7 protein-coding genes are annotated in these 9,473 nt (G+C 64.1%); 5 read left to right on the top strand and 2 right to left on the bottom strand.

The window, feature by feature from the left end; translation table 11 throughout:
* Nucleotides 1–466 (top strand): oligopeptide/dipeptide ABC transporter ATP-binding protein (locus tag AC0L15_RS19760; protein WP_473496819.1); only part of this gene is annotated, 466 nt, incomplete at its 5' end.
* Nucleotides 467–479: 13 nt separating this feature from the next.
* On the opposite strand, the gene AC0L15_RS19765 is transcribed toward AC0L15_RS19760, so the two are convergent.
* Entirely contained in the window at nt 480–1,070 is a 591-nt protein-coding gene (locus AC0L15_RS19765; protein WP_128174262.1) for a transglycosylase SLT domain-containing protein, read from the bottom strand.
* Between the two features lie 218 nt (nt 1,071–1,288).
* Here AC0L15_RS19765 and AC0L15_RS19770 point away from each other — a divergent pair, with 218 nt between their 5' ends.
* Nucleotides 1,289–2,827: a trimethylamine methyltransferase family protein gene (locus tag AC0L15_RS19770; RefSeq protein WP_287249474.1), complete on the top strand. Its 1,539-nt coding sequence runs from the start codon at nt 1,289–1,291 to the stop codon at nt 2,825–2,827.
* A 254-nt stretch (nt 2,828–3,081) separates the two neighbouring features.
* On the top strand, nt 3,082–5,523 hold the full coding sequence (locus AC0L15_RS19775) for a GcvT family protein (RefSeq protein WP_287249476.1): 2,442 nt from the start codon (nt 3,082–3,084) through the stop codon (nt 5,521–5,523).
* 105 nt (nt 5,524–5,628) lie between these two features.
* Here AC0L15_RS19775 and AC0L15_RS19780 read toward each other — a convergent pair whose 3' ends face one another.
* Nucleotides 5,629–6,405, bottom strand: a complete 777-nt coding sequence (locus AC0L15_RS19780) for a VOC family protein (protein ID WP_287249478.1) — start codon at nt 6,403–6,405, stop codon at nt 5,629–5,631.
* A 218-nt stretch (nt 6,406–6,623) separates the two neighbouring features.
* Here AC0L15_RS19780 and AC0L15_RS19785 point away from each other — a divergent pair, with 218 nt between their 5' ends.
* A complete protein-coding gene (locus AC0L15_RS19785; protein WP_287249480.1) occupies nt 6,624–7,988 on the top strand; it encodes an NAD(P)-dependent oxidoreductase in 1,365 nt (454 codons plus the stop codon).
* A 2-nt stretch (nt 7,989–7,990) separates the two neighbouring features.
* Nucleotides 7,991–9,304 (top strand): NAD-dependent dihydropyrimidine dehydrogenase subunit PreA, encoded by a 1,314-nt coding sequence (gene preA, locus AC0L15_RS19790; protein WP_287249482.1) that lies wholly within the window; start codon nt 7,991–7,993, stop codon nt 9,302–9,304.
* Nucleotides 9,305–9,473 lie beyond the last annotated feature (169 nt).

Here is a 9,473-nt window from a genome sequence, read left to right on the forward strand (position 1 = left end):
CGGGGGGGTGTTAATTTTTCTCGTATATACCGTCGCGCTGGGACCGCCCCACCATATATTTGCCCCGCCTTATCAACCATATCCCGCGGGGCTGGTGTGGGCTACCCCTAGCGCCTACACCAGCGTGATCAAGAAGCACATCGTGCTGGAGGGCGACATTCCGTCGGCGATGAACCCGCCAACCGGCTGCCCGTTCCAGACCCGCTGCGGCTACAAGAAGCTGGTGCCGGACAATCTTTGCGAGACGCAGGTGCCGCCGGTCAAGCATCTAGGCGACGGTCATATGAGCCTGTGCTGGCTTGCCGACGACGTGCTGGCGAAAATGGAGCCGGTGATCAAGTTCGACAAGGAGCATGCCGCCAATGAAGGCGTGCCCGACGACGCGCCGCAAGGCATCGGTCCGGGCTTTGCCGGCGCTCCGCCGCAGCGTCCGCACGGCAAGAGGCCGAAGCTGACGGACGATTAGATCCGTGGCGACATCAACGCGCGCATTGGCGTAGCTGCGCGGCGTAGTCCCGAGCCATCTGCTCCGTGGCCCGCGCATAGCGCTGCACGCCGGCATCGCCGCGGTTGCCGCGGCCATAGGCCGTCCAGCCGAGATAATAGGCCAGATAGAGATTGTAGGTGTCGTTGCGGGCGACGCCGAGCGTGTCTGATGTCTTGGAATGATACCAGCCGACGAAATCGACGGCATCGGCGAAGCTGGTGCGGCGCGCCGCCCAGCTGCCGGTCTCGCTCTGATATTGCGCCCAGGTGCCGTCAAGCGCCTGCGAGAAGCCGGTGGCGCTGGAGGCACGTTTCCAGGGAATGAAGCCGAGCAGTTTCTTGCGCGGCGGCCTGGCGTTGCTCTTGAAGCCGGATTCCTTGCGCACCGTCGCCATCAGCACGGGAACCGGCACGCCGTGCTTCCGTTCGGCGCGTTCGGCCGCCGCCTGCCAGTTGTCGAACCAGCCGTCATTCTGGTCGAAGACGGCGCAGACATTGTTGATATGGCTCGGCGGCGTCGCGCAGGCCGACAGCGCCAGCAGCACGGTAACGGCTACAATTTTGCTAAAACTCGACCTACCCATTGGAAGAGGATTAGGCTGGAATCATAAAGGGAATCTTGCAGCGTTCCTTAACGGCTGATCGGCCGCTTTGGCCGCGACACAGCGAGGATAGATATTCCGACGTTTTCCGTCGCTTTTGTCGGCACGAAAATCCCAAAATGCCGCCTTGGCTAAAATCGCGCCCGCAGGTGGCGGATTTCTGACAGCCCGATCGTCGTGCCGGCGCTTTGATGCGCCGCATGACCGAACCGAGACGCAAGCGCGGCGCCGAGCGAACCAGCAACAGGGGACCGGCCGCCATCCCGCAACTGCCGTTGCGCCGCGTGACAAATCCCTATCCGCCGATGGCGATGCTCTCGGCCGATCAGATCGAGGCGATCCACCAGGCGTCGATGCACATTCTGGAGAATTTCGGCATCGAGGTGATGAGCCCGCGGGCGCTTTCGCTATTCGAGAAGGCCGGCGCCAAGGTCAATCATGCGTCGATGACTGTCCGCATCGAGCGCGGCATGGTCGACGCGGCACTGAAGACGACGCGGTCCAGCTATACGCTGACGCCGCGCAACCCGGCCCACACAGTCCATCTCGGCGGCAACACCATCAATTTTACGCTCGTCGCCGGACCGCCGAACGTGCATGACATGGAACGCGGCCGGCGCGCCGGCAATTTGCGCGACTATTGCGACCTCACCCGGCTGGCGCAGCATTTCAACTGCATCCACATGCTCGGCAATCAGGTCTGCGCACCGATGGAACTGCCGGCCAATTCACGCCACCTCGATACCTATTTCGCCAATCTGACGCTGACCGACAAGAGTTTTCACGTCTCGGCGATCGGCCGCGGCAGGGCGCTGGACGGCGTCGAAATGATGGCGATTTCGCGGGGCTTGAGCCTCGACCAGATGCGCGACGATCCCGGCGTCACCACCATCATCTCGGTCAACTCGCCGCGCCGCTTCGACGAGATGATGGCCGAAGGCCTGATGACCATGGCCGAGTTCGGCCAGTCGGTTGCGGTGACGCCGTTCACGCTGATGGGGGCGATGAGCCCAGTGACGCTTGCCGGCGCGCTGGCGCAACAGAACGCCGAGGCGCTGTTCGGCGTGGTCTTGACGCAGCTTGTCCGCCCTGGCGCCCCGGTCATGTATGGCGCCTTCACCTCCAATGTCGACATGAAGTCCGGTGCGCCGGCCTTTGGCACGCCAGAGAACACCAAGGCCAACATCGCCTCCGGGCAATTGGCGCGGCGCTATGGACTGCCCTACCGGACGACGCCGGGCTCGGCCTCCAACGCCGCCGACGCGCAAGGCGCCTATGAGACGCTGATGGCGCTGTGGGGCGCGGTGCTCGGCCACGGCAATCTCGTCTACCACGCAGCCGGCTGGCAGGAGGGCGGGCTGACCGCATCGTTCGAAAAGTTCATCATCGACGTCGAGATGATCCAGCACATGATGGAGTTTTTGCGCCCGATCGAAGTCAACGAGGCGGAACTCGCCGTCGAGGCGCTGGGTGCGGTGCCGACCGGCGGCCATTTCTTCGGCGAGCCGCACACGCTGGAGCGCTATGCAACCGCCTTCTACCAGCCGATGCTCTCGAATTGGCAGAACTACGAGGCCTGGCAGGAGGCCGGCGGGCTAGACGCCACGGCGCGGGCGACGCGGCTGTGGAAGAAAGCGCTGGAGGATTATGTCGAACCGACGATGGATATTGCCGTGCGCGAGGCGCTGGAGGCGTATGTGGCCAGGCGCAAGGAAGCGATCGGGCAGGGCGAGCCGTGATGGTCGAAGGCTTGCGCTCGTGTACCCCCCTCTGTCCTGCCGGACATCTCCCCCTCAAGGGGGAGATTGGCTGTCACGTTCTCCTTCGCCAATCACCAGCGTTGAAAATAGCGCGGCGGCGTTGAAACTGCCAATCTCCCCCCTTGAGGGGACCTTGAGGAGGAGATGGCCGGTAGGCCAGAGGGGGGTGGCTTGGCTCCTCCCGCACCGATTCATCCCACCCCTCCAACTCCCTGAAATAACGAGAAAGACCCATGAAATCGCATGCGAAGGTCGTGGTCATTGGCGGAGGCGTCGTCGGCTGTTCGGTGCTGTTCCATCTCGCCCGTCACGGCTGGACCGACATTGTGCTTCTGGAGCGCGACGAGCTGACTTCCGGCTCGACCTGGCACGCGGCCGGCGGCATGCACACGATCAATGGCGATCCCAACGTCGCCAAGCTGCAGAAATACACGATCTCGCTCTACAAGGAGATCGAGGAGCTGTCCGGCCAGGCGACCGGCGTGCATCTGACCGGTGGCGTGCTTTTGGCGGCGACCGAGGCGCGGCTCGACTGGCTGCGCGGCGTTGTCGCCAAGGGCCGCTATCTCGGCATCGACCTCGAGGAGATCTCGCCTGATGAGGCGGCCGAGTTGATGCCGCTGCTCGACCCGAAACAGTTCGTCGGCGCGGTGCGCAACAAGGAGGACGGTCATCTCGACCCGTCCGGCGTCACCCACGCCTATGCCAAGGCGGCCAGAAAACTTGGCGCCGAGGTCGAGCGCTTCACCAAGGTCGAGGATATCGTGCGCCGCGCCGACGGGTTGTGGCGGATCATCACCAACAAGGGCGAGGTGGTGGCCGAGCATGTCGTCAACGCCGGCGGCCTGTGGGCGCGCGAGGTCGGCCGCATGGTGGGCCTCGAACTGCCGGTGCTGGCCATGGAGCACATGTACCTGATCACCGAGGACATGCCGGAGGTCGCCGCCTGGAACCAGAAGACCGGCACGGAGATCATCCACGCGGTCGATTTCGACGGCGAGCTCTATCTGCGCCAGGAGCGCGGCGGCATGCTGATGGGCACCTATGAGAAGGCCAACAAGCCATGGTCCGAGCTCCAGACACCGTGGAATTTCGGCCACGAGCTGCTGGAGCCCGACATCGACCGCATCGCGCCGTCATTGGAAGTCGGGTTTCGGCATTTCCCGGCCTTCCAGAACACCGGAATCAAGCAGATCATCAACGGCCCCTTCACCTTCGCGCCCGACGGCAACCCGTTGGTCGGGCCGGTGCGCGGCCTGCCTGGCTTCTGGGTCGCCTGCGGCGTCATGGCCGGCTTTTCGCAGGGCGGCGGTGTTGGCCTGGCGCTGTCGAACTGGATGATCGAGGGCGATCCCGGCGCCGACATCTGGGCGATGGACGTCTCGCGCTACGGCGACTGGGCAACGATGGCCTACACCAACGCCAAGGTGCGCGAGAATTATTCGCGGCGTTTTTCCATCCGCTTTCCCAATGAGGAGCTGCCTGCCGGGCGGCCGCTCAAGACCACGCCGGTCTACGACCTCTTGTCGGCCAAGGGCGCGCAGTGGGGCATGGCCTATGGGCTGGAAGTGCCGCTGTGGTATGCGCCCGAAGGCGTAAGGGACGAGTTCTCGTGGCGGCGCTCGAGCGATTTCGAGCATGTCGCAAAAGAGGTGAGGACGGTGCGGACAAGTGTCGGCCTGTCGGAAATCTCGTCCTTCGCCAAATACAGGGTGACGGGCGCGGGCGCGGCGGCCTGGCTCGACCGCCTGCTTGCCTGCAAGCTGCCAAAGCCCGGCCGCATGACGCTGGCGCCGATGCTGAAGCAAGACGGCAGGCTGATCGGCGACTTTTCGCTGGCCAATCTCGGCAGCGGCAATTCCAGCGGGGAGGGCTGGTTCCTCGCCGGTTCCGGCATTGCCGAGCAGTATCACATGCGCTGGTTCGAGGCGCATCTGCCGCAAGATGGCTCGGTCCATGTCGAGGCGCTGGGGGCGAGACTGACGGGCCTGTCGATTGCCGGTCCGAGGGCGCGGGACGTGCTGGCAAAAGCCACGCGGGCGGATGTGTCGAATGCGGCGTTTCCGTTCATGGCGACGGCCAGGATGGATATCGGCATGGCGCCGTGCCTGGTCGGCCGCGTCAGCTACACCGGCGATCTCGGCTACGAGATCTGGGTGGCGCCGGAATATCAGCGTGCCGCGTACCAGACCCTGATGGCGGCCGGCGAAGACTTCGGCATCGGCCTGTTCGGCGCGCGCGCGCTCAACGCGCTGCGGCTGGAGAAGAATTACGGCTCGTGGGCGCGCGAATACCGGCCGATCTACGGACCGCTGGAGGCCGGGCTCGACCGTTTCGTCGCCTACGGGAAAGAAACCGATTTCATCGGCAAGCAGGCGGCACTCGCCGAGCGCCAGCAAGGCGGCAAGCTGCGACTGCGCGCCTTTGTCGTCGATGCGGCAGACGCCGACGTCATCGGCGACGAGCCGATCTGGTTCGACGGCGCGGTGCGCGGCTGGGTCACGTCAGGCGGCTACGCACATCATTCGAAGACGTCCGTGGCCCTGGGCTATGTGCCGAAGGAGATCGCCGACGAGGCCGATGGTTTCGAGATCGAGCTCCTGGGCAAGCGCTACACCGCCCGGGTGCAGCCGACGCCGCTGTTCGACGCGAATCTCGTGCGGATGCGCGGGTGAGGGCGCTGCCATTGCGCGGGGCCGGCGGGACAGCGCCCCCTCTGTCCGGCAGGACAGAGGGGGCGCGAAGGATCGCCCACTCCGACAAGCATGACGCCGGCCCAGCTACCGCACCGGCGCCGTCAGCGCGAAATGAGCACCCTGTGGGTCCGTGCACATCACGATCCAGCCGCCGCCGGGAACCTCCATCGGTCCCATCAGGATCGTGCCGCCATTATCGGTGACACGCTTGGCCGCCGCGTCGATTGCGGGGACATTGAAATAGAACTGCCAGACCGGCACCGGAACCTGCTCGGGCTTGTTCATCATGCCGCCGACAGGTTCGCCGCCGGCGGCAAACAGCTGGTAGGTGCCCATCGGCCCCATATCCATGGCGTCGCCCTTGGTCCAGCCGAATTGCCCGGCATAGAAATCGAACGCGGCGTGCCAGTCGGTCGTGTAGAGTTCATGCCAGCCGATATTGCCGGGAGTAGTAGCCGGCAACGGCGGCTGGTCAGGGCCAATCGGCTGCAGGAAGTTGAACACCGCGCCTTGCGGATCGGCGACGACGGCAAAGCGGCCGACGCCCGGAATGTCATCGGGTTCGCGGTGAACCGCACCGCCGGCCCCCTTCAGCGATTTCGTGGAAGCATCGACATCCCCGGTATGGATGTAACCGACCCAGGCTGGCGGCATGCCCGTCTTGCGCACTTCGTCCGGCTGCGTCATCAGCCCGCCGACGCCGCGCTGGCCGACATTCATCACGATATAGCGCGGCATGCCGGGCGCGCCGTCGAAGGGCTGCGCCTTCCAGCCCACCACATCGGTGTAGAACGCTTCGGCAGCGTCGAGATCGGTGGTCATCAGCTCGTACCAGAAGAAGGACATCGGGGAGTTTGGCATTGTCGTGCTCCTTGGGTTTCCAGTCAGCGATCATGCGTGATCCATCTAGGACGATCTTCGCGACGGAATTCCGACAGCCAAGGCCAATATAGAAAACATGAGTATTCATATCATGTTTTGTCGTGGCTTTTCAGCGGCTTGCGTCGAAAATTGACCAATTGATAAAAAAACAAAACGTGCTAGCCTTTCCGCAAAACAACAAGGAATGGGGAAGCGGAATGGCGACTGGTCATTTCAAGCAGGGCATTGCCGGCGGGCGGCTTTCGCCCGAGCAATATGCCGATAATTTTTCCGACCTGCATCCGCCGCTCGATCATCACGAGGCGCTGGTCGAGTCCGATCGCTGCTATTTCTGCTACGATGCGCCGTGCATGAACGCATGCCCGACCTCGATCGACATCCCGCTGTTCATCCGCCAGATCTCGACCGGCAATCCGATCGGCTCGGCCAGGACGATTTTCGACCAGAACATTTTGGGCGGCATGTGCGCCCGCGTCTGCCCGACCGAGACGCTGTGCGAAGAGGTCTGCGTGCGCGAAGTGGCTGAAGGCAAGCCGGTGCAGATCGGCCGCCTGCAGCGTTATGCCACCGATGTCGCGATGGCTGAGAACAAGCAGTTCTATGCGCGCGCCGCTCCGACCGGCAAGACGGTCGCCGTGGTCGGCGCCGGACCGGCCGGGCTTGCCGCCGCCCATCGGCTCGCCCGCCACGGTCACGACGTGACCATCCTCGAGGCCCGCCCGAAAGCCGGCGGTCTCAATGAATACGGCATCGCCGCTTACAAGAGCATCGACAATTTTGCCCAGGCCGAGGTCGACTACGTCATTTCGATCGGCGGCATCGACATCCAGAACGGCAAGGCGCTTGGCCGCGATTACCAGCTGTCGGACCTGACCAGGAATTACGATGCAGTGTTCCTCGGCATGGGACTTGGCGGCGTCAACGCGCTGCGCGCCGACGGCGAGGACGCGCAAGGCGTCACCAATGCGGTGGAGTTCATTGCCGAGCTTCGCCAGGCCAGCGATCTTGCCAGCCTGCCGGTCGGCCGGCGCGTCGTCGTCATCGGCGGCGGCATGACGGCGATCGACGCGGCGGTGCAATCAAAGCTGCTCGGCGCCGAAGAGGTGACGATCTGCTACCGGCGCGGTCAGGAGCACATGAACGCTTCCGAATTCGAGCAGGACCTGGCCGCCGCCAACGGCGTCATCATCCGTCACTGGCTGCAGCCGAAGCGGGTCATTGCCGAAGGCGGCAAGGTCTCGGGCATCGAGCTCGAATATACGGCGATGGATGGCGAGAAACTCGTCGGCACCGGCGAGCGGCTGACGCTCACTGCCGACCAGGTGTTCAAGGCGATCGGCCAGAGCTTTGTCCCGGCTGCGCTCAACGGCAGCGGCGCCTTGCTGGCGCTGGAAGCCGGCCGCATCAAGGTCGACGCCGAAGGCCGCACCTCGCTGCCAAACGTCTGGGCCGGCGGCGACTGCATCTATGGCGGCGACGACCTCACCGTCTCGGCAGTCGCGCAGGGGCGCGACGCGGCCGAATCGATCCACCGGGCACTGACCTCGAACGGGAGGGCATGAGCATGGCAGATATCAGAAACAATTTCGTCGGCATCAAATCGCCGAATCCGTTCTGGCTGGCCTCGGCGCCGCCGACCGACAAGGCCTACAATGTCATCCGCGCCTTTAGGGCGGGCTGGGGCGGCGTTGTCTGGAAGACGCTCGGCGAAGAGGGGCCGCCGGTGGTCAATGTCAACGGCCCGCGCTATGGCGCGATCTGGGGCGCCGATCGCCGCCTGCTCGGCTTGAACAACATCGAGCTGATCACCGACCGCGACTTGCAGACCAATCTGCGCGAGATCAAGCAGGTCAAGATGGACTGGCCCGAGCGCGCCATCGTCGTCTCGCTGATGGTGCCTTGCGATGAGCATGCGTGGAAGGCGATCCTGCCGGTGGTCGAGGAGACCGGGGCCGACGGCATCGAGCTCAATTTCGGCTGCCCGCACGGCATGTCGGAACGCGGCATGGGCGCCGCCGTCGGCCAGGTGCCGGAATACATCGAAATGGTGGTGCGCTGGTGCAAGGCCAACACCCGCATGCCTGTCATCACCAAGCTGACGCCGAACATCACCGATATACGCAAGCCGGCGCGTGCCGCCCTTGCCGGCGGCACCGACGCGGTGTCGCTGATCAACACCATCAATTCGATCACCGGCGTCAATCTCGACAGTTTCGCACCGGAGCCGACCATCGACGGCAAGGGTTCGCATGGCGGCTATTGCGGCCCGGCGGTGAAGCCGATCGCCATGAACATGGTCGCCGAGATCGCCCGCGATCCGGAAACGCACGGCTTGCCGATCTCCGGTATCGGCGGCATCACCACCTGGCGCGACGCTGCCGAATTCATGGCGCTCGGTGCCGGCAATGTGCAGGTGTGCACGGCGGCGATGACCTATGGCTTCAAGATCGTGCAGGAGATGATCGCCGGCCTGGAAAACTGGATGGACGAGAAGGGCCATGCCTCGCTCGACGACATCGTCGGCCGCGCCACGCCCAACGTCACCGACTGGCAATATCTCAACCTCAATTACGTCGCCAAGGCGCATATCGACCAGGAGGCGTGCATCAAATGCGGCCGCTGCCACATCGCCTGCGAGGACACTTCGCACCAGGCGATCACCAGCATGGTTGACGGCAAGCGGCATTTCGAGGTGATCGAGGCCGAATGCGTCGGCTGCAACCTCTGCGTCAATGTCTGCCCTGTCGAGAACTGCATCACCATGGAGCCGCTGGCGGCCGGCGTCATCGACCAGCGCACCGGCAGACCGGTGTCGCCGGTCTACGCCAACTGGACGACGCATCCAAACAACCCGATGGCCAAGGTGGCCGCGGAGTAAGTTTGGTCGAAGCGCCAGATCGGTTTCGTCCGGTTGAATTGTCGAGGTTGGCGCTGCCCCTCATCCGCCTGCCGGCACCTTCTCCCCGTATCGTGACGGGGAGAAGGGGGATTTGTCCGAACCGGATAGATAGGTAACAGAATGGACTGATTGCATGGGTGACAGTTTT

Source organism: Mesorhizobium sp. WSM4846, assembly GCF_055811415.1.